The organism is Streptomyces sp. Go-475, from assembly GCF_003330845.1.
Classification (GTDB): Bacteria; Actinomycetota; Actinomycetes; order Streptomycetales; family Streptomycetaceae; genus Streptomyces.
The window spans coordinates 2,573,830-2,593,253 of sequence record NZ_CP026121.1; the positions used below are offsets into that span (position 1 = coordinate 2,573,830).

Sequence of the window (19,424 nt, forward strand, 5' to 3'; positions counted from 1 at the left end):
GGTGGGCATCGCCGAGTGCACCGGCCCGCCTCACCGCCGTCCCCGCACCACCCCCAACTCCCCCCGCAACCGCTGCGCCCGCAGCACCAGTTCCAGTTCGAAGCGGCGGTCGGGGTCGTCGATCTCCCCGCCCCAGAGTTCGCGGATCTGGCGGAGGCGGTAGCGGACCGTCTGGGGGTGAACACCGAGGCGGGTGGCGACCTCGGGGGCGCCGCCGCGGGTCTCCAGCCAGGCCAGGAGGGTTTCCGCGAGGCGGCGGCCGTGGGTGGGGCCGCAGTGGGTCAGGGGGGCCAGGCAGCGCAGGGCCAGGTCGTCGATCAGCTCCTCGGGCTGGAGGAGGACCAGGGCCTCGGTGTGTTCCGTGCAGTAGAGGACCTCGCCCGTGGGGAGCAGGTCCCGTTCCATCAGGCGTACCGCCGCCTCCGCCCAGCGCAGCGACTTCGCCGCGTCGGTGAGCGGGACCGGTGGGCCGATCGCGCCGGACCAGCCGGCCAGGGCGCGGTGCAGCAGCTCGGGGCGGCCCGCCGCGTCCGGCTCGGGGACGACCATGCGGGGCTGTTCGTACTCCATGTCGAGCAGGACCCCCTGCCCGACCGCGGGGGCCATCGCCTCGCGGGCGGGGCGGAGCAGGACGCCGACCGCGACCTTCTCGGGCAGGGGCCAGCCGATCCGGGCGGCCCGTTCGGTCAGGGCCTCGGCGGGGTCGCCGCGGTGGTGTTCGGCCAGCAGCAGTTCCATGAGGCGGCGTTGCAGGCGCAGGCGTTCCCCGGCCTGGCGGGCCGCCGCCTCGGCGTAGCCGCGCACGGACTGGTCGACGAGGCCGTCCAGGTACTCGTAGCCCGCGTCGACGAGTTCGTACATCGCCGGGGGCGGGATCTCCACGCGCTGGCCGATGTCGGCGAAGCGGCGCCAGGCCATGCGGACGCCCAGGCGGTAGATGGCCTGGAGGGAGTCGAGGGAGCGGCCGTTCAGGCCCTCGCCGCGGCCGAAGTCCTGGAAGACGCCCGGCGGGACGGTCGGGCGCCCCTCGGAGTTCTCCAGGTGCTGCACGAAGACCTCGATGGCGCGGCGGATGCCGACCAGGGCCATCGGCTCGCCGGAGTCGTCGAGGACGACGGGCAGGTGCGGGTACTCGCGCTGGATCTCGCGGAGGATCTCCTCGGCCAGTTCGGGCGCCTCGGCCATGGCGATCGCGGCGAACCGGCGCACCTGGAAGCGCGGTACGTCGTGCCAGGCCGAGCGGGTGGTGACGGTTCCGGTGCGGGCGGCCGTCATCCGTCAACTCCCCTGCCCGGCCTGCTCGTACGTGATCAGGGGCGTGTTCGGCTGGTCGGGCGTGGCTTCGAGCAGCGCGACCACGCCCAGCGCGGCGCCCACGGCGAGGGCGGCGGCGAGCGCGACGGTCAGCGCGGCAGCGAGCAGTCTGGACATCGCAGGGTCAGCCTCTCTGTCCGGATTCGTCCGGATGTGGTCCGGAGGTTGCCCCACCCCGGCACCCCGTCCCTGCCTGTCGCCGCCCAGTCTCGACAAGCATTGACACCCCGTCAAGAGCCGCCTACGGTTCCCGGCCCAGCCGCACGCGCCGTTTTCTCCGCCGTGCCGGTCCTCTCGTACGTCGAGCCGTCCCAAGCCACTGGAGTGCCCGGATGCGCCGTACTACCTCTCCGTTTTCCCTGGTCCTGCTGGGTCTCGGCACGTTCCTGCTGGTGCTGGCGCCACTGCTCGCCTGGTACGTGCAGCCGCGTGCCGCGGTGAACCCGATCGACATCGACACGACCGCCGTCTACACCGGCCGGGGCAGCGTCTTCGACACTGACCGGATCGAGACGGTGCCCGACCGGAAGATCACCGTGACCCAGCGGGTGCGGGGCAACGTCGCGGACAGCGAGCGCAGCGGCAACGCCGTCTGGGACGTGACGACCACGGTCGACACCGACAAGTCGCTGCCGGCCGCCGATCCGCACGACGCGCTGGACTTCACCCCGCACCGCTGGGTGATGGACCGGAAGACCACCCGCCCCGTGCACTGCTGCGGCGAGAAGCCGTACATCGAGGGCGAGGCCTATCTGAAGTTCCCCTTCGACGTGCAGAAACGCTCCTACCAGTGGTGGGACAACACCCTCGGCGACACGGTCGTGCTGCGCTACCGGGGCACCGAGAAGGTCCAGGGCTACACCGGCTACAAGTTCACCGGCTCGGTGCCGCCGACCAGGACGGGCACGCGGATGGTGCCCGGCACCCTCGTCGACCAGCCGAACCGGCCGCAGGTGCTGGCCGAGGAGTGGTACTCCAACCACGGTTTCGAGCTGGTCGTCGACCAGGCCACCGGCCGGGTGCTGTACGCGCAGACGGGGCCGAAGCGGACGCTGCGGGCGCCGGGCGGGAAGAAGGACGCGGCGGTGCTGCTGGACAGCCGGAAGATCTCCTTCACGACGGCGACACAGAAGGAGGCGGTGCGGCAGGCGAAGCGGGACAGCGGTCAACTCCGGCTGGTGGGAATGACGTTGCCGATCGGGGCGGCCGTGGGTGGTTTCGTGCTCGCGGTGGTCGGTGGGGTTCTCGTGGCGCGTGGGCGGAAGGAGCCGGAGCAGCCTGTTCCGTCCGATTCATCCGATATGCCCCAGCCCACCCTCACGATGTGATGTGACGTCAGCTCTAACAAAGCCGGAAATTGTCACGTCGGTGAGTAGCCGTGGCGAACGTCCGGGCGAAAACTGTCCAACCCCACCCGAGCACAACCCGTCCACACTCCCCTCCCAGGAAGAGTTCAGGCCCCCCACAGGCCGACCCCCTGCGACAACCACACCCCCCACGTTTCCCCACCTGAGTTCCGCACCCCGAGACGAGTTGGAGCACCCATGCCCCAGCACGTGCCGTCCCAGCTGCGCGCCGCGTCCCCCAGCGCGCCGCAGCACCCTCCGGCGCTCCCCCCACATCCGCGCCGGATCGTCTTCCTCGCCCACCGCGACCTGGACAACCCGTCCGCCGGCGGCTCCGAGCTGCTGGTCGACAAGCTCGCCGACGGACTGACCCGCCTGGGCCACCAGGTGACCCTGCTGTGCGGGGGACCTGCCTCCTTCCGCGACTACCGGGTCGTGTCGGCGGGCGGCCCGTACGGGCACTATCTGCGCGCCCGCTCGGCCTTCACCCGGCAGGTCGGTGACTGCGACCTGCTGGTCGAGGTGTGCAACGGCATGCCGTACCTGGCGCCGCTGTGGCACCAGGGGCCGACGCTGTGCCTGGTCAACCACGTCCACACGGATCTGTGGAAGATGCGCTTCGGCGGGCCGCTGGCCCCGGCGGCGCGGATCGGCCGAAGACTCGAGCACTGGGCGCTGACCGGGGCGCAGCAGCGGAACCTGCTCGTCGCCGTGTCCTCCTCGACCGCGCACGCGCTGCGGGCGATCGGGGTCGAGCGGGACCGGATCCGGGTCGTGCACAACGGCGTGGAGGAGCCGGGGCCGCGGGCCGAGCGCTCGCCGGAGCCGTTGTTCGTCGCCGTCGGGCGGCTCGTCGAGTACAAGCGGATCGATCTGCTGCTGCGGTTGTGGGAGCGGGTGCGGCCGGTGACCGGGGGGCGGCTGGTGATCGTCGGGGACGGGCCGGAGCGGGCCCGTCTGGAGCAACTGGCCGGTCCCGGCGTGGAGTTCACCGGGTACGTGTCGGAGGCGGAGAAACATCGGCTGCTGTGTTCGGCCTGGTTGCTGCTGCATCCCTCGGCCGTCGAGGGATGGGGGCTGGTCGTGACGGAGGCGGCGGCGCGGGAGACACCGGCGGTCGCCTTCGACGTGCCCGGGCTGAAGGACTCCGTGATCGACGGTGAGACCGGGGTCCTCGCGCGGGGTGAGTCCTCGTTCGCGGCGGCCTGGTGTGCGCTGGCCCTGTCCGGGCGGCGGCGGGAGTTGATGGGCAAGGCGGCGCGGGAACGGGCTGCGCAGTTCCGGTGGGACCGGACGGTGCGGCAGTTCAGGGCCGTTGCCGCGGAGGCGGTGAGGGGCTGGGGGCCGTGACACGACCCATGCGTCCCTGGGCGAAAGACCCCTCGTTTCGAAGATCTCTCGCCCTGTTCCGTGCCTTCCTCCACGAACAGGACGATCCCGAGGCGTGCTACTCCCTGCTCGCCCGGGACGCCGTCGATCAGGTCGAGGCCTACGACGGGTCCGTCGCCGGGCGTACCGTCCTGGACGTCGGCGGCGGCAGCGGTTACTTCACCGAGGAGTTCCGGCGGCGCGGGGCGCACGCGTTCCTCTTCGAGCCGGACCTGGCCGAACTCGGCGAGAAGCCCCCGGAGTCGGCCGTCGTCGCCGACGGGTACCTGCTGCCGGTGCGGGACGGCGTCGCGGACGTCACGTTCTCCTCCAACGTGCTGGAGCACGTGGCCGACCCCGAGACGTTCCTCAGCGAGCTCACCCGGGTGACACGGCCCGGCGGGCTGATCTACGTGTCGTTCACCAACTGGCTGTCGCCGTGGGGCGGGCACGAATGGGCCCCGTGGCACTACCTCGGTGCCGAGCGGGCCCGGGCCCGCTACCTGCGGCGGACCGGCAGGCCCGCCAAGCACACGCTCGGCGAGAACCTCTTCGCGGTGCACATCGGCTCCACCCTGCGGCAGGTGCGTGCCCGGGACGACGTCACGGTCGTCTCGGCACGCTCCCGCTACTGGCCGTTCCTCGCGGAAGCCGTCGTCAAGGCGCCCGGCATCCGCGAGTTCGCCACCTGGAACCTCCTCCTCATCCTGCGGCGGTGTCCTACATGACAACCACGGTCCAGGCTCCTCCACCGGCAGCCGTCCCCACCACCGCGACCGCGTCCGGGCCCCCCGAGGGCCCGCGGTCGCGGCGCTGGCTGCTGGGTTTCTGGGCCGTGGTGTTCGTGCTGTTCCTGGTGGTGCGGCCGGGGCGGCAGACCTTCGACACCAAGCTCGGGGTGACCACCGACCCGGGTCAGTTCCTCGCCGATCTGGGACAGTTGTGGCACGACCGGGCCGGGTTCGGCGGGATCCAGGACCAGTACGTCGGCTATCTGTGGCCGATGCTGCCGTTCTACTGGCTGTGCGACCTGGTGCGGCTGCCGGTATGGCTGGCCGAGCGGCTGTGGATGTCGTTGATCGTCTCCGTCGCCTTCTGGGGGGCGCTCAGGCTGGCCGAGCGGCTGCGGGTGGGCAGTTCGGCGTCCCGGCTGCTGGGGGCCGTGGCGTACGCGCTGTGGCCGCTGTTCACGACCGTCATCGGGTCGACGTCGGCCGCCGCGCTGCCCGGCGCGTTCCTGCCGTGGGTGCTGCTGCCGCTGACGAACGAGCGGTACGCGGCCCGGGTCGCGGCGCTGCGGTCGGCGCTGCTCGTGCCGTTCATGGGCGGGGTGAACGCGTCGGCGACGCTGGCGTCCCTGCTGCCGGTCGGGCTGTATCTGCTGTCCCGGCCGCCGGGGCCGCGGATGCGCAAGCTGATCGCCTGGTGGGCCCCGGCGGTGATCGTGGTGACGGCCTGGTGGTGGGTGCCGCTGCTGCTGCTCGGCGTCTACGGCGAGAACTTCCTCCCCTACATAGAGACCGCGCGGACGACCACGGACACCATGTCGGCGACCGAGGCGCTGCGCGGCGCCGGGAACTGGGTGGCCTATCTGCACTTCGGTGAGGCCTGGCTGCCGGCCGGCTGGACCGTGGCCTCCTCCGTCCTGGTGGTCGTGTGCTCGGCGCTCGCGGCCGGGCTGGGTCTTGCCGGGCTCGCCCGGCGGGACCTGCCCGAGCGGCGGTGGCTGGTGCTGACGGTGCTGGTGACGGCGCTGGTGCTGCTCGCCGGGTACGGCGGGGCGTTCGGGGCGCCGTTCCACGGCGTCGTGCAGGACTGGCTGGACGGGTGGCTGTCGCCGTTCCGGAACATCTACAAGTTCCAGACGGGGCTCGCCCTGGCGCTCGCGCTGGGGCTGGCCCACCTGGTCGGTGTGGCGGCCGAGCCGCGCGGGGCCCGGCAGGTGCGGGGCCGGCGGTTCGCCCCGCTGGTCGCGGCCGTGCTGATCGTGCCCGGGCTGCTGTGGCCGTACCTCAACGGCTCGATCCTCAACCCGGGTTCCTTCCAGAAGCTCCCCGCCTACTGGCAGGCCACGGCCGACTGGCTGGAGAAGTACTCCCCCGACTCCCGCGCCCTGGTCGTCCCGGCGACCGCGCACGGCATCTACACCTGGGGCTCGCCCATCGACCAGCCGCTCGACGTGCTGGCCGAGTCGCGGTGGGCGCAGCGGGACTACGTCCCGTTCGGCACGCCCGGCAACCGGCGCGCGATGGACGCCGTCGAGCAGGCGCTGCTGACCGGGGGCGAAGTGCCGGGCCTCGCCGACTACTTGAGCCGGGCCGGGCTGTACTACGTCGTCGTGCGCAATGACCTCGACCCGGACCAGATCGGTTCCGTGCCGACCACGACCGTCAAGCGCACCCTCGAACAGTCGGGGTACGAGCGGGTGACGGGGCTCGGGCCGGTGATGACCGGCGGCCGGATCGCGCGGGACGCGCCGCTCCAGGTCGAGGGGCTGTACCCGCGGCAGCGGGCCGTGGAGATCTACCGGCCGACGGGGGACGAGGTGATCCGGCCCGGGCAGGCCGGACTCGCCCCGGTCTCCGACACGGCCGTGGTGTCCGGCGGACCGGAGGCGCTGCTGCCGCTGGCGTCCCAGCTGCGCGGCCGGGCGACCGTCCTGACCGGCGACAACCACCCCGGGCTCGGCACGCCGGCCGTGCAGGTGGTGGGCGACGGGATGCGGCGGGCCGACACCCGGTTCGGGGTGGTCAACGCCGGCACCTCGTACACGTACACGCGCGACGAGCGCAACGCGCCCGACGCCCAGCAGGACCCGGGCGAGAAGCCGCGCCAGATCCTGCCGACCGAGGGCGTCGAGCACCAGACGGTGGCCGAGCTGCGCGGCGCCCGCTCGGTGACGGCGTCGTCGTACGGCAACTGGCTGTTCCACCTGCCGCAGTACGACCCGGTGAACGCCTTCGACGGCAACCCGGACACCGCGTGGGCGGAGGGCGCGCCGGGCACCCCGGACGGGCAGTGGCTGCGCATCGGCTTCACCGGCTCCTACGACATGCCGTCCTCCTTCAAGGTCACGCCGCTGCCGCAGGAGAGCGTGCGGGCGGCGGCGACGAAGGTGCGGGTGGAGACCGAGAAGGGCGCGAGGACCAGCTTCCTGCGGCCGAACGGCACGACGCAGAGCGTCAAGGCGCCCGAGGGCGCCACCCGGTGGATGAAGCTGACGATCACGGACTCGGTGGAGCGCCGGGCCGGGCTGACGGGCGCGGGCTTCTCCGAGATCGACCTGCCCGACGTGCGGGTGACGCGGATGCTGCGGCTGCCCGCCGACGCGGACGACGCCACCGCGTCCGCCACCGTCGTCTCCCTGCACCGCGCCTCCGACCCGACCGGCCTCTCCGCGACCGGCACCGAGGCCGGTCTGCACCGCCGCTTCACCACCCCCGCCGCCGGGACGTACGAGGTGAAGGCGACCGCGGTGCCGGTGCCGGGCGCGGAACTCGACGAGCTGCTGTACGAGGTGGCGCCCGAGCAGCAGGCCCGGATCGTCGCCACCGCCGACTCCACGGCCCGCCTCGGCGCGGGCCTCGGGGCGCGCAACCTCACCGACGGCGACCTGACGACGGCGTGGATCGCGGGCGACCGGCCGACGATCCACCTGCGCTGGGAGGGCAAGCAGCCGGTCGGCGAGCTGGTCCTGGCCCCCGCGGGCGGCCTGTCCACCCGCGCGTCCGAGGTGCACATCAGCTCCCCGGACGGCGCGGCCATCGCCGGCGTGGACGAGAACGGCTGGGTCCGCTTCCCGCCCATCACCACCGACCGGCTCGACATCACCGTCACCGAGACGGCCCCGCTGACCCTGCACAACCCGGTCGCCGACGAGGACCTGCGCCTCCCGGTGGGCCTCACCGAGGCGTACATCCCCTCCCTCGACCAGTACCGCACCCCGCAGCCGGACGGCACCCGGACGTTCTCGCTGCCCTGCGGGAAGGGCCCGGACGTGGCGCTCGACGGCGAGCTGTACCAGTCGAGCGTGAAGGGAACCGTGCGGGACCTGGTGGAGCGCCGGGGCGTGGCGGTGACGCTCTGCCAGGAGGGCCGCGGGGACGCAGAGGTGGAGCTGGCCGCGGGCGAGCACCGGCTGGAGGGCGGTGACGCGGGCCCGCTCGCGCTCACGGACGTGACCCTGACGCGCGGGACGGTCCCGGAGGAGGCCGCGGCCGGGCGCGAGCTGCGGATCCGGGACTGGCTGGGCGACCAGCGCCGGGTGACGGTCGGCTCGGGCGCGGCCTCGTACCTCACGACGTACGAGAACTTCAACGAGGGCTGGCGGGCCACGCTGAACGGCAAGGAGCTGACCCCGGTGCGGCTGGACGGCTGGCAGCAGGGCTGGCGGATCCCGGCCGGGGCGGGCGGCTCGGTCGAGCTGTCCTACGAGCCGGCCACCACCTACGACGCCGGGCTGATCGGCAGCGGTGTCGGCATCGCGGTCCTGCTGGGCCTGGCCGTCTGGCGCCGCCGGGCCCCCAACCCGGACGCGCCGCAGCCGGCTCCGCCGCTGCCCGGCCTGTGGCTCGGCGCGGTGGCGCTGACGCTGGTCGGAGCGGTGATCGCGGGCTGGTTCGCGCTGCTGGTCCCGGCGCTGGCGCTGCTCGCCGCGCGGCGGCACACGCTGCTGGTGCCGATCGCGTTCGCGGCCCTCGCGGCGGCGGGGATCGTCGCGGCCTTCGGCGCCGGGGAGCCGGTGGGCGCGGGCGGGGGCGCCTTCGGGCACGTGGCCCAACTGCTGGCGCTGATCGGCCTGTTCGCGGGACTGGTGAGCCTGCGGGAAGGGCCGCCGTCCGAGGCGCCGACCCAGCAGCTGCCGAGGACGGACACCGGGGAGGGCAAGCCCGCATGACGACACCGGTGCGCGTTCCGTTCCCGGTGGTGGACGAGGTCTCCCGGCACTGCCTCCAGCAGGAGGAACCGGAGACCGTCCACATCGAGGTCCACCTCCCGGGGCCGCTCGACCCGACGCGGCTGCGCAAGGCGTTCACGGAGGCCCTGTACCGGCACCCGCGGATCCTGATGCGGGAGGCACGGGGGCCCTGGTACCGGCGGCGCTACGAGTGGGAGCTGACGGCGGAGCCGGACGTGGAGGTGGTGACCTTCGCCCCGTCGGGCCCCCGAGCCCTCCAGGACGCCAGGACCCGGGCCCTGGCGGAGGCCCCGCCGCTGTCGCTGTCCCCGCCGATACGGCTCGAAGTGGTGGACTCGGTCCTCTTCCTCACCATCAACCACACCGCCCTCGACGGCCCGGCCTGCCTCCGTGTCCTGGCGACGGCCGCGGAGCTCTACGGCGGCCGGGACAACGCCCCCGCGGCGCCCCCGGTCCGTCCCGCGGAACCCCGGCGGGAGACCCCGGCCTCCCCGGCCACCTGGTCACCCCCGGCGCGGGTGGCGCGCGGCACGCCCGACCCCTCGCCGGGCAACGGCATGCTCGTCACCGAACTCGCCCTGCCGCACCGCCCCAAGGGCTCCCCCTACACCGTCAACGACCAGCTCATGGTCGCCACGGCCCTGACCATCGCCCACTGGAACAGGGAGCACGGCGCCCGGCCGCGCCCCCTGCGCATCACCATGCCGGTGGACGACCGCCCCCGCGACACGAGCATGCCCATCGGCAACGGCACCCGCCTGGTCGAAGTGCCCTTCGCGCCGGGCGAGCTGACCGATCCCGACCTGCCCGACCTGCTCCGCCGCACCGCGGAGCGGACCCGCGCGCTGAAGGCCCTCCCCCGGCCCCAGCTCGGCCACGGCGCCACCCTCCTCACCGCCCCCTGGGCGCCGGTCGCCGCCCGCGCCGCCCTCACCCGCGCCCTGCGCCGGGCCGCCGCGCCCTGGACGTCGACGACCCTGCTCAGCAACATCGGCCGCATCCCCTACCCGCTGGACTTCGGCGAGGAGGCGGGCCGCGCGCACGCGGTCTGGTTCTCCGCCCCGGCCCGCATGCCGCGCGGCCTGACCGTGACCACCGCCTCCACGGCCGGCCGCCTCCACCTCGCCCTGCGCTGGTCCCGGGCCCTGCTCAGCGACGGCGACGGCGCCCACCTCCGCGACCTCTTCGAGCACCATCTGCACACCACGGAGGCCACCCCGTGACGACCTCCCCCGGGAAACCCCGCGACCTGCGCGACTTCTACGAGAACCCGGTCGTGCCGGTCGCCTCCGGCACCCCGCGCAGCCTCCGCCAGGCCCGCATGCTGGCCCGGGCCCTCGGCCCGGCCACCGGCGGCCCCCGCACCGTCCTCGACATCGGCTGCGGAGACGGCACAGCCGCCGCCACCGCCGCCCCGCTCCTGACCGGCCACCGCGTCATCGGCGTCGACTGGTCCCAGGACGCCCTGCGCCGCGCCCGCACCCGCGTCCCCCACGCCGTCCGCGGCGAACTCACCGGCGGCGGGCTGCCGTTCGCCGCCGAGTCGGCCGACGCCGTGCTGTTCAGCGAGGTCATCGAGCACCTCGTCGACCCGGACGCCGCGCTGGACGAGATCCGACGGATCCTGCGCCCCGGAGGCCATCTGATGCTCTCCACCCCGAACCTGGCCGCCTGGTACAACCGCGCCCTGCTGCTGGCCGGCGTGCAACCCGTCTTCTCGGAGGTCAGCCTGCGCGGCATCCACGGCCGCCCGGGCAAGGAGGTCGTGGGCCACCTGCGGCTCTACACCCCGCGCGCCCTGCGGGAGTTCGTCGCCGCGTCCGGGTTCACCGTCGTGACCCTCGAAGGCGCCCCCTTCCACGGCGTGCCGCGCCCGCTGCGCCCGCTGGACCGGCTGGCCTGCGCCCGGCCGCAGCTGGCGTCGATCCTGCTGCTGCACGCCAGGAGGACGTGACCCATGTGGTGGGGAGTGGCCGCGGCCCTGCTGGCGAACACCCTGTACAGCCTGGGCTTCGTGCTGGAGAAACGGGCGCTCACCGCGCTGCCCGAGGTGAGCATCCGGCGGCCGGCCCGGCTGCTGCGCCTCGTCCTCGGCAGCCCGCTGTGGATCGGCGGCTCCCTCGCCCTCGCCGCCGGGTTCGCCGCGCAGCTCGTCGTCTACCGCACCCTGCCGATCGCCGCCGCGCAGGGCATCTTCGTCTCCGGTCTGGTGCTGCTCGTGCTGCTGTCGGCGCGGCTGCTCGGCGAGGAGACGACCGGGCGGGAAAGGTACGCCCTCGGCGCGATCCTGCTCGCCCTGCTGATGGTCGTGCTGTCACTGCGCGAGGGCTCGGACACCGTCAGCCAGGACGCCCCCTACCAGCTGATCCTGCTGGTGTGCGTACCGTCGCTGGCCGCCGGGCTGTGGCTGTACGGCTCCGCCGAGCGGCGCGCCCGCAACCGGCACCGGCGCCCGACGACCGGCGTCGAGTACGGCGTCGCCGTGGGCCTGCTGTACGGCGTCAGCTCACTGGCCATCAAGGGCGTCTCCAGCCACCTGACGACCGACGGGATCGGCGGCGCTGTGCTGGACCTGCTGAGCTCCCCGTACCCGTATCTGCTGCTGTTCACCGGCGTGTTCGGCCTGGTGATGTCGCAGGCGGCGCTGCAGCGCTGCCGGGCCTCGCTGATCGTGCCCGTGTGCACGACCGTGACCTCGCTGTTCACGGCCGTCCTCGGCACGCTGTCGTTCGGCGAGGCCCTGCCCGACGAGCCGCTGCGGCTCGCCCTGCGCGTGGCGGGCACGGCCCTGGCGGTCGCCGTCCTGCTCACCATGCCGAAGCACGACTCCGCTCCCCAGCCCCCCGCACCAGCCAAGGAGTTGGCATCACCATGAAGCCCGACGACCCGCTGCTGAAGATCCTGGCCTGCCCGCTCGACAAGGGCCCGCTGCATCTGCTGGCCGAGGAGTCCGGGCAGGAGGAGGCGCTGTACAACCCGCGCCTGCACCGCCGTTACCCGATCGTCGACGGCATCCCGCAACTGCTGCCGTCCTCGGGCGAGCAGGTCCCGGACGACGTGCACGAGGAACTGCTCAAGAGGTTGACCCCATGACCAGTCTGGCGGCGCGCCTCGCGCCTTTCCTGCCCGCCCGCCTGGTGGCCGCGACCGCCCGGGCGCTCTACCCCCGGTTCGAGCCGGAGCTGGCCCGGCTCGCCGAGCTGTGCCCGTCCGGCTGCGGTACGGCGGTGGACGTCGGCGGCTGGTACGGGCCGTGGACGCACCGGCTGTCCGGCCGCGCGGAGCACGTCGTGACGATCGAGCCGGTGCCGCACCTGGCCCGGCTGCTGGCCGCCGCGGTCCCGCCGAACGTGCGCGTGATCCGGGCGGCGGCCTCGGACCGTCCGGGCATCGCCCGGCTGTGGCTGCCGTCCGACGACTCGGGCGAACGGGGCGTGTCCTCGCTGGTCCGCCGCGACATCCACGGCCGGGCGCTGGACGTCCCCTGCGTCACGCTGGACGAGCTGGGCCTGCGGAACGTCGGCTTCATCAAGATCGACGTGGACGGCAACGAGCCGGCGGTGCTACGCGGGGCGACGGGCCTGCTGGCCCGCGACCGGCCCGCCCTCTTCGTCGAACTGGAGTCCCGCATCCAGCCGATCGCGCCGGTGGTGACGTACCTGTCCCTGCTCGGCTACGACGGCTGGGTGCTGCCCGGCGACAGCTGGGTGCCGCTCGCCGAGTTCCCCCTGGAGGACCACCAGGCGGACGCCTCGTACGTCGTCTCCCACGGCCTGCTCCGCCGCGTCCTGCCGTCCCCGCTGCTCAGGGGCCCGCGCTACGTCAACTCGGTGCTGTTCCTGCCCGACAGGCGCCGCCCCGGCCCGGCCCGGGTGGGCGACGATGGGTCCCATGCCCTCCGGAAAGCGCCCCGCTAGCCCCTTCACCCCGCTCGACTTCCAGCTGGTGCTGCTGCGCCGCATGGCCGACCACAACCCCGGCCTGGTGGAGGACGCCCGCCGTGAGCTGGGCGTCTCGATCGCCGACATGCGCGAGGCCAACAAACGGTGGCAGGCGATGGTCCGCTCCCCGCGCTCCCGCGCGCCCCTGTCCCGCTACCGCTCGGTCCTGGGCGCCCCCGACTCCCGTACCCCCCGCCGGATCGGCGACCTCGACTGCGAGGCCTGGCTGTGGCCCGTGCCCCTCTGGCCCGACCTGCGCTTCGAGGTGCTGACCGCCCCCACCGGCGCCGTGTGGAACGAGTGGCTGGTCCGCGCCCCGGGCGCGAAGGGCCCCGGCCTGCGCACCTTGGACGACCTCGCCCCCTGGTCCTGCACGGTCGACGAGGCGTCCCGCGCCTTCGCCCCGGCCCGTCCCCTCCAGGGCTCGGCCCCGACCCGGTGGGGGCTGGCGTTCACCGCGCCCGACGCCCAGGGCGTCCGGCGGGAGGTGGTCGCGGAGTTCACCTGGGGGTTGCTGCAGCGGGTGGCGGTCACCGGCCGGGCGGAGGCGTGACCCATCCACCGGCCCGCCGGGGCACGAGCGGCCCGGTCACCCGGCGGCGGCCAGCACCGCCCGCACGACCCGCGGCAGGGAGTCGGGGTGCAGGCCGAGGAACAGGTTCGGCTCGACCAGCTCCAGCTCCATCACGCACGGCTCCCCGTCCGGCCCGGTGACGAGGTCGACCCGCGCGTACAGCAGCTCCGCGCCCCCGGGCACGGCGGCCAACGCCCGCTCCGCGACGGCCCGTTCGGCGGCCGTCGGCTCCCAGGGCCGCAGGTTCGGGTGGGCGATCTTGTCCGCGTCGTACGGGGTGCCCGGCGCGAGGACGGCGCCCTTGACGCTGGCGTGCAGCAGGCGCCCGCCGAAGAACTGCAGGGCCCGCTCGCCGGCGGTGTCGATGCTGCGCACGTACGGCTGCACCATCGCCGTGAAGCCCTCGGCGTGCATCCGCGCCAGCTGCCGTACGGCCGTCTCGTGCTCGTCGTGCGTGTAGCGGGCGGCGAAACGGGCGCCGGCGCCGGAGGTGGGCTTGATGACGTACTCGGGGTGGTCGGTGAGGTCGGCGGGCTCGCCGGGCGCTATGTACCGGGTGGGGACGACGGGCACGCCGGCGGCCGCCAGATCCCCGAGGTACCGCTTGTCCGTGTTCCACCGCACGACCGCGGGCGGGTTGGCGAGCCGCGTGAGCTTCCCGCAGCGCTCCACCCACGCCGCGAACTCCTCCGCGCGCCAGCTGTAGTCCCAGGTCGACCGGATCACGGCGAGGTCGAAGCCGCCCCAGTCGGCGCCGGAGTCGTCCCAGGGCACGGCGACGGCCTCGGCACCGGCCTCCCGCAGCGCCCGCACCAGCAGCGGAAGGTCCTGGTCCTTGCTGGGCTCGGGACCGGAGTCGTAGGTGACGAGTGCGATACGGGGCACTACGGGCTCCCTCTCCTTGCGACTGGGTGATCGACCGGGCGAACGGGCGATCGACCGGCAGGCTAACAACCGCCGCGGGAACCAGAACAGCCCGCTTGACCTTCACCTTCGGTGAAGCCCCAGCATCGGTGGCGGAACGGAAGGAGGTGGGGAGGTGCACCGGAACATGCTGACGATCGGCGCGTTCGCGAAGGCCTGCCGGCTCTCGCCGAAGGCACTGCGCCTGTACGACGAGCTGGGCCTGCTGCGGCCCGCCCGGGTGGACCCGGACACGGGTTACCGGTACTACGCGGTGGCGCAGCTGGAGCAGGCACGGCTGGTGGCGTGGCTGCGACGGCTCGGCATGCCGCTGGCGGAGATCCGCCGGACCGTGGCCCTCGACCCGGCGGCCGCCGCCCGGGAGATCCGCGCCTACTGGGCGCGGGTCGAGGCGGAGACGGCGGTACGGCGGGACCTCGCCGCGTTCCTGGTCGATCACCTGAGCACGGACCCCCGAGGGCCCGGAGAGGACACCCCCATGCTGGAACTGCGTTACTCCGCACACTCCGACACCGGCCGCGTCCGCCCCGCCAACCAGGACACGGCGTACGCGGGCACCCGGCTGCTCGCCGTGGCCGACGGCTTCGGACCGGCGGGCGCGCCCGCGAGCAGCGCCGCCGTGGAGGCCCTGCGCTTCCTGGACACGGACGAGATCCCGGCCGGCGGCGTCCTGAATCTCCTGGAGGACGCGGTGCGGGGCGCCGAGCAGGCCGTCCGGGACGCCGCCGACGGCTCCGAGGACGCCGGCACGACCCTGACCGCGCTGCTGTGGACGGGCTCGCGGCTGGCCCTGGTGCACATCGGCGACTCCCGCGCCTACCTGCTGCGCGACGGCGAACTGTTCCGCATCACGCACGACCACACCATGGTCCAGTCGATGATCGACGAGGGCCGCCTGACCGTCGAGGAGGCCGTGTCCCACCCGCAGCGCGCCCTGCTGCTGAAGGCGCTGACCGGCGACGGCACGGACGCCGTCCCCGACCTCCGCCTGCACGACGCCCGCCCCGGCGACCGCTACCTCCTGTGCTCCGACGGCCTGTACGGGGTCGTCCCCGAGGACCGGATCCGGGCCCTCCTCGCCTCGCCCGCCTCACCCGACGAGACGGTGACGGCCCTGGTGGCGGCGGCGAACGAGGCCGGCGGGCCGGACAACGTCAGCGGGGTGGTGGCGGACGTGGTGGCGGCCTGACCCGGACGGCCCAGGACCTCGGGCCGCGGGCCCCGCCTGCCGGTCTACTGAGCAGGGACGCCGCCGAACAGAGGAAGGGACTCCCATGGCTGTTGTGCTGTCCTTGCGCTGGGCCGGGATCACGCCCGAGCAGTACGACGCGATGCTGGACACGGTGCGCTGGGAGGAGCGGGTGCCGGACGGTCTCGTCCTGCACGTGGCCTGGTTCGAGGCGGACGGGCTGCACGTGACCGACGTGTGGCACGCCGAAGGGGACTTCCAGCGGTTCTTCGCCGAGCGGCTCGCCCCGGCGGTACAGCAGGTCGGGCTCGCGGGTCAGCCCGAGGTCACGTTCTCCCCGGCCCACCGGCGCTTCGTCCCACCGGGGACGGGCGGGGGCGCCTGAGTCCCTGCCCCGCAAGGGCGGGTGGCGCCTGAGCCCCGTCCCGTTCGGGCGGGGCTGTCCCTCCTCCCCCCCCGCTCCCGGTCCAGCAACCGCACCTTCGCCACGGTGCGGACGTGGCGGCGCATGGCCGTGACCACCTGCCGGGGCTGCCGCGCGGCGCCTCGATCGCCTCCGCCGCTCCACCGGCTCGGTGTCGAGGCTGTCCCGCATGAGGTAGGTGCCCCCGCCGTGCTCCGCCGCTCCACCGGCTCGGTGTCGAGGCTGTCCCGCATGAGGTAGGTGCCCCCGCCGTGCCGTGCCTCCACCAGGCCCTGGGCGGCGTCCCCCTGCTCGCCGCCGTCCTGCTCTGCTCCATCGGCGCCCTGGTCCCGGCGTTCGCCTCCCCCGCGGGGATCACGGGCGCCCTCGTCCCGCCGGCCGTGCCGTTCCCGGAGCGGGGCGAGATCGGCGCGGTCGGCACGGCCGCCGCCCCGGAGGTGGACCGCGAGCGTTTCTTCCGGCAGCTGATGGTGTACGGAGGGATCGTGGCGGCCGTCGTACCGGCGGCGGCCCGGCTCGTGATGGCCGTACCCGGCTGGGGACAGCCGCACGAGCCCAGGACACCGCCCGCACCAGCCAAGGAGACGCAGCTCGTGACCCCTCTCTTCCCGGCCCTGACCGACACCCCGGCCGACCGGCCCGCCCTCCGGTTCGGCGAGCGCTCCCTGACCTACGCGCAGCTCGCCGCCGCGGCCGGGGCGCTCACGGGCCGCCTCGGCGGGGCCACGCGGGTCGCCGTCTGGGCGACGCCCACGATGGAGACGGCCGTCGCCGTCGTCGCCGCGCTGCTGGCCGGTGTGCCCGCCGTGCCGCTCAACCCGAAGTCGGGCGAGAAGGAACTCGGGCACATCCTGTCCGACAGCGCGCCCGAGCTGGTGCTCGCGGCCCCCGACGACCGACTTCCCGCGCCGCTGCGGGATGTCGCCCGTGTCGACGTCGACGTGCACGCCACCGGCCCCGCCCCCGGGGACCGCGCCACGGCGGAGGACCCGGCCCTGATCGTCTACACCTCCGGCACCACCGGCCCGCCCAAGGGCGCCGTCATCCCGCGCCGGGCGATCGCCTCGACCCTGGACGCGCTGGCCGACGCCTGGCAGTGGACCGGCGACGACGTCCTCGTGCACGGGCTGCCGCTGTTCCACGTCCACGGCCTGGTCCTCGGCATCCTCGGCCCGCTGCGGCGCGGCGGCTCGGTGCGGCACCTGGGCCGGTTCAGCACCCAGGGCGTCGCCCGCGAGCTGAACGCGGGCGCCACCATGCTCTTCGGCGTGCCGACGATGTACCACCGGATCGCGGAGGCCGTGACGAGCGACCCGGAGCTGGTGAAGGCGCTGACCGGGGCGCGGCTGCTGGTCTCCGGTTCCGCCGCGCTGCCCGTGCACGACCACGGCCGGATCGCGACGGCGACCGGGCGGCGGGTGATCGAGCGGTACGGCATGACGGAGACGCTGATGAACACCAGCGTCCGCGCCGACGGCGAGGCCCGCCCGGGCACGGTCGGCGTGCCGCTGCCGGGTGTGGAGCTGCGGCTGGTCGAGGAGGACGGCTCGGAGGTCACCGCGTACGACGGGGAGACGGTGGGCGAGATCCAGGTGCGCGGCCCGAACCTGTTCACCGAGTACCTGAACCGGCCCGACGCCACCGCCGCCGCCTTCACCGCCGACGGCTGGTTCCGCACCGGCGACATGGCGGTGCGCGACCCCGACGGCTATGTCCGGATCGTGGGCCGCAAGGCCACCGACCTGATCAAGAGCGGCGGTTACAAGATCGGGGCCGGTGAGATCGAGAACGCGCTGCTGGAGCACCCGGGCGTGCGGGAGGCCGCCGTCACCGGTGAGCCGGATGCCGACCTGGGCGAGCGGATCGTGGCGTGGATCGTGCCGGCCGATCCCCAAGTACCGCCCGCTCTCGAGGAGTTGGCGGATCATGTGGCCCGGCGGCTCGCCCCGCACAAGCGCCCCCGGGTCGTCCACCACCTCGACGCGCTGCCCCGCAACGACATGGGGAAGATCATGAAGCGGGCGCTGACCCATGGCTGAGCGCCGCTCCGCCCGCGAGGTCGTCACCGCCCTGGCCGACGACTCGACCTTCGACGAACTCCCCGCCCCGGCAAGGCCGTCGAAGCCCGACGGCCCGCTCGGCTGGCCCGGCTACGACGCCTCCCGCGCCCGTGCCGCGGAGCGCACCGGCGAGCAGGAGTCCGTGGTGTGCGGCACCGCCCGCGTCGGCGGCACCCGGGCCGTGCTGATCGCGTTCGAGTTCGGCTTCCTCGGCGGCTCCCTCGGCGAGCGCACGGGCGACCGGCTGGAGGCGGCGTACACGTACGCCCGGGAGCGCCGGCTCCCGGTCGTGCCGCTGGTCGCCACCGGCGGCAGCCGGATGCAGGAGGGCATGCTCGCGCTGACCCAACTCCAGCGCGTGGCACGGCAGTCGGCGCTCACCCGGGAGGCGGGGCTCGCCCAGGTGGCCGTCCTGCGCGACCCGACGACCGGGGGCGGCTGGGCCACGCTGGGCGCGGGCGCCGACGTGGTGCTCGCGCTGCCCGGGGCGCAGGTCGGGTTCGCCGGTTCCCGGGTGCGTCCGGCGGACGCCGACCCGGCGGCGTACACGGCCGAGGCGCAGGTCGCGGCGGGGGCGGCGGACGCCGTCGTACGGCCGGAGGAGCTGCGGGAGACGCTGGGGCGGTGGCTGCGGCTGCTGACCTGCCCGTCCAGCACGCCCGCCGCGCCGCCCGACGCGCTCGGCGACACCGCGGTCCTGCCCGCCACGGGCTGGGACGCCGTCCGGCGCGCCCGCTCGCCCCGACGCCCGCGCGCCGCCGCCTACTTGGACGCCTACTTCACCCACCGGGTCGCGATCAGCGGCGACCGCTGCGGCGGCACCGACCCGGACGGCGTGTTGTGCGGCTTCGGCGAGCACCAGGGCCGCACGATCGCGTACGCCGCGCAGACCGGGACCGCGACCCGCCCGGCCGGCTACCGCACCGCCGCCCGGCTGATCCGTCTCGCGGACCGGCTCGGCATACCGGTGCTGACGCTCGTGGACACCCCGGGCGCCGCCAACGACGCGGAGGCGGAGCGGCAGGGCGCGGGCGCCGCGATCGCCGACCTGTTCGCCGCGGTGGCGGGCGCCCGGACGCCGGTGACGTCGCTGGTGATCGGCGAGGGCGGCTCCGGCGGCGCGCTGGCCCTGGCCGCACCCGGCAACACCTGGGCCACGCCGGACAGTTACTTCTCGGTGATCGCCCCGGAACTCGCGGCGGCCATCCTCAAGCGGCCGCCGCGCGAGGTGGAGGCGACGGCGGACCAGTTGCGCATCCGGCCGCAGGATTTGGTGGAGCTGGGGGTGGTCCGGGGAACCGTCGGCCCGTGAGTTCCCGGTGGCTGCCCCTCGCATCATCAAGTACCGTCCGTCACAACGGGAATG

At 74.3% G+C, this 19,424-nt stretch carries 17 protein-coding genes and 1 pseudogene; 14 read left to right on the top strand and 4 right to left on the bottom strand.

The features are described from left to right. Nucleotides 1–30: 30 nt before the first annotated feature. On the bottom strand, nt 31–1,275 hold the full coding sequence (locus tag C1703_RS11810) for a helix-turn-helix domain-containing protein (protein WP_114252120.1): 1,245 nt from the start codon (nt 1,273–1,275) through the stop codon (nt 31–33). A gap of 3 nt (nt 1,276–1,278) precedes the next feature. Further along, entirely contained in the window at nt 1,279–1,431 is a 153-nt protein-coding gene (locus tag C1703_RS39245; RefSeq protein WP_010042314.1) for a hypothetical protein, read from the bottom strand. A gap of 215 nt (nt 1,432–1,646) precedes the next feature. On the opposite strand from C1703_RS39245, the gene C1703_RS11815 reads away from it, so the two are divergent. The 10 genes from C1703_RS11815 to C1703_RS11860 all read left to right on the top strand — a co-directional run bounded on the left by C1703_RS11815 (nt 1,647) and on the right by C1703_RS11860 (nt 13,440). After that, nucleotides 1,647–2,642 carry a DUF3068 domain-containing protein gene (locus C1703_RS11815; RefSeq protein WP_114252121.1) on the top strand — a complete coding sequence of 332 codons (996 nt, stop codon included), beginning with the start codon at nt 1,647–1,649 and terminating at the stop codon, nt 2,640–2,642. A 216-nt stretch (nt 2,643–2,858) separates the two neighbouring features. Continuing rightward, on the top strand, nt 2,859–4,010 hold the full coding sequence (locus C1703_RS11820; protein ID WP_114252122.1) for a glycosyltransferase family 4 protein: 1,152 nt from the start codon (nt 2,859–2,861) through the stop codon (nt 4,008–4,010). Between the two features lie 8 nt (nt 4,011–4,018). Continuing rightward, nucleotides 4,019–4,756, top strand: a complete 738-nt coding sequence (locus C1703_RS11825; RefSeq protein ID WP_114252123.1) for a class I SAM-dependent methyltransferase — start codon at nt 4,019–4,021, stop codon at nt 4,754–4,756. Beyond that, on the top strand, nt 4,753–8,925 hold the full coding sequence (locus C1703_RS11830; RefSeq protein ID WP_114252125.1) for an alpha-(1->3)-arabinofuranosyltransferase: 4,173 nt from the start codon (nt 4,753–4,755) through the stop codon (nt 8,923–8,925). Before C1703_RS11825 ends, C1703_RS11830 begins: the two co-directional genes overlap by 4 nt. Continuing rightward, entirely contained in the window at nt 8,922–10,169 is a 1,248-nt protein-coding gene (locus C1703_RS11835) for a condensation protein (protein ID WP_114252127.1), read from the top strand. The genes C1703_RS11830 and C1703_RS11835 overlap by 4 nt, the downstream gene beginning before the upstream one ends. After that, nucleotides 10,166–10,900, top strand: a complete 735-nt coding sequence (locus tag C1703_RS11840; RefSeq protein WP_114252129.1) for a class I SAM-dependent methyltransferase — start codon at nt 10,166–10,168, stop codon at nt 10,898–10,900. Before C1703_RS11835 ends, C1703_RS11840 begins: the two co-directional genes overlap by 4 nt. A 15-nt stretch (nt 10,901–10,915) precedes the next feature. After that, complete coding sequence (locus C1703_RS11845) at nt 10,916–11,821, top strand: hypothetical protein (protein WP_114252131.1); 906 nt, start codon at nt 10,916–10,918, stop codon at nt 11,819–11,821. Next, the gene (locus C1703_RS11850) at nt 11,818–12,039 is read left to right on the top strand and encodes a Trm112 family protein (RefSeq protein WP_114252133.1); all 222 of its coding nucleotides are present in this window, start codon (nt 11,818–11,820) and stop codon (nt 12,037–12,039) included. The genes C1703_RS11845 and C1703_RS11850 overlap by 4 nt, the downstream gene beginning before the upstream one ends. Next, on the top strand, nt 12,036–12,863 hold the full coding sequence (locus C1703_RS11855; RefSeq protein WP_114252135.1) for an FkbM family methyltransferase: 828 nt from the start codon (nt 12,036–12,038) through the stop codon (nt 12,861–12,863). Before C1703_RS11850 ends, C1703_RS11855 begins: the two co-directional genes overlap by 4 nt. After that, a complete protein-coding gene (locus tag C1703_RS11860; protein WP_114252137.1) occupies nt 12,829–13,440 on the top strand; it encodes a hypothetical protein in 612 nt (203 codons plus the stop codon). Before C1703_RS11855 ends, C1703_RS11860 begins: the two co-directional genes overlap by 35 nt. Nucleotides 13,441–13,476: 36 nt before the next feature. Here the strand turns inward: C1703_RS11860 and C1703_RS11865 are convergent, their stop codons facing one another. Further along, nucleotides 13,477–14,346 carry a hypothetical protein gene (locus tag C1703_RS11865; protein ID WP_114252139.1) on the bottom strand — a complete coding sequence of 290 codons (870 nt, stop codon included), beginning with the start codon at nt 14,344–14,346 and terminating at the stop codon, nt 13,477–13,479. A gap of 166 nt (nt 14,347–14,512) precedes the next feature. On the opposite strand from C1703_RS11865, the gene C1703_RS11870 reads away from it, so the two are divergent. Together C1703_RS11870 and C1703_RS11875 are read left to right on the top strand one after the other, a co-directional pair. Continuing rightward, entirely contained in the window at nt 14,513–15,574 is a 1,062-nt protein-coding gene (locus C1703_RS11870) for a MerR family transcriptional regulator (protein ID WP_114257380.1), read from the top strand. Between the two features lie 85 nt (nt 15,575–15,659). Next, nucleotides 15,660–15,959, top strand: coding sequence for a hypothetical protein (locus C1703_RS11875; protein ID WP_114252141.1), 300 nt, complete (start codon nt 15,660–15,662; stop codon nt 15,957–15,959). An 80-nt stretch (nt 15,960–16,039) separates the two neighbouring features. On the opposite strand, the pseudogene C1703_RS39635 reads toward C1703_RS11875, so the two are convergent. Further along, nucleotides 16,040–16,273: pseudogene (locus C1703_RS39635) on the bottom strand (hypothetical protein); the annotation flags it as partial. A 318-nt stretch (nt 16,274–16,591) separates the two neighbouring features. Between C1703_RS39635 and C1703_RS11885 the strand changes: the two are divergent. Beyond that, complete coding sequence (locus tag C1703_RS11885) at nt 16,592–18,037, top strand: acyl-CoA synthetase (RefSeq protein ID WP_114257381.1); 1,446 nt, start codon at nt 16,592–16,594, stop codon at nt 18,035–18,037. Continuing rightward, nucleotides 18,030–19,370, top strand: coding sequence for a carboxyl transferase domain-containing protein (locus C1703_RS11890; RefSeq protein ID WP_114252143.1), 1,341 nt, complete (start codon nt 18,030–18,032; stop codon nt 19,368–19,370). The genes C1703_RS11885 and C1703_RS11890 overlap by 8 nt, the downstream gene beginning before the upstream one ends. The last annotated feature ends 54 nt before the right edge of the window (nt 19,371–19,424 follow it).